The organism is Acinetobacter sp. MF4640 (assembly GCF_002018895.1).
GTDB classification, from domain to species: Bacteria; Pseudomonadota; Gammaproteobacteria; order Pseudomonadales; family Moraxellaceae; genus Acinetobacter; species Acinetobacter johnsonii.
Genome location: NZ_MVOM01000142.1, coordinates 1 through 766, shown reverse-complemented (window position 1 = coordinate 766; position 766 = coordinate 1). Strand labels below are relative to the sequence as shown.

Sequence of the window (766 nt, the reverse complement as noted above, 5' to 3'; positions counted from 1 at the left end):
CAAGTGGTTAGGGCAAATTGTAGGTTTTATCTCTTGCACAGACTAAAAGTCTTAGGTCTATTACAAACTCTACAATTTGCATATAGTGGAAGCTAATCACTACAACCTCCAAGATACAAGGTCTATTCCATTGATGAATGTTTCCTAAAGCTCACAGCTTATGAGCATCTATTTGACCTGACCGATTATGCGCAAGATATGAGAGTTAAAGCTTGGCGTTGGTTAGGACTACCCTGCTGCATTGGAATCGGCCGCTCAAAAACTGAAGCCAAGATTGCCAATCATCTCGCCAAAAAGAACAAGTTCTTCAATGGGGTCTGTAATCTGGCCCATATGGACCCGTGCTCTACAGAGATGCTACTCGCACAAGTGAATGTATCCGAAGTTTGGGGCGTTGGCAGGCAGAACTGCAAGAAGCTCAATGCCATGGGTATTCAATCTGTTCTAGATCTGATCAATGCCAATCCTAAAGAAATCAAAAAGCAGTTCAGTATCGTGATGGAAAAGACGGTGCTTGAGCTACAAGGCCTTTCTTGTATTGACCTGAGTGATGATGCGGTAGCGAAGAAGCAAATCATCAGCAGTCGTTCATATGGGAACCCAGTCTATGAAATGGATGACATCAAAGCATCTGTCCGGCTTTATGTTGCTCGAGCCGTAAAGCGAATGCGGGAAGATGGCTCAATCTGCAAAATGATTGGGGTCTATATCCAAACCAGTCGCTTTGATAAGTCCGAGCGCTACTCGCCATATATCGTGGTTCAGA

General features: G+C 44.1%; 1 pseudogene. It reads left to right on the top strand.

From position 1 onward, the window contains the following. Window positions 1-105 precede the first annotated feature (105 nt). A pseudogene (locus MF4640_RS18815) lies at window positions 106-766 on the top strand (Y-family DNA polymerase); the annotation flags it as partial.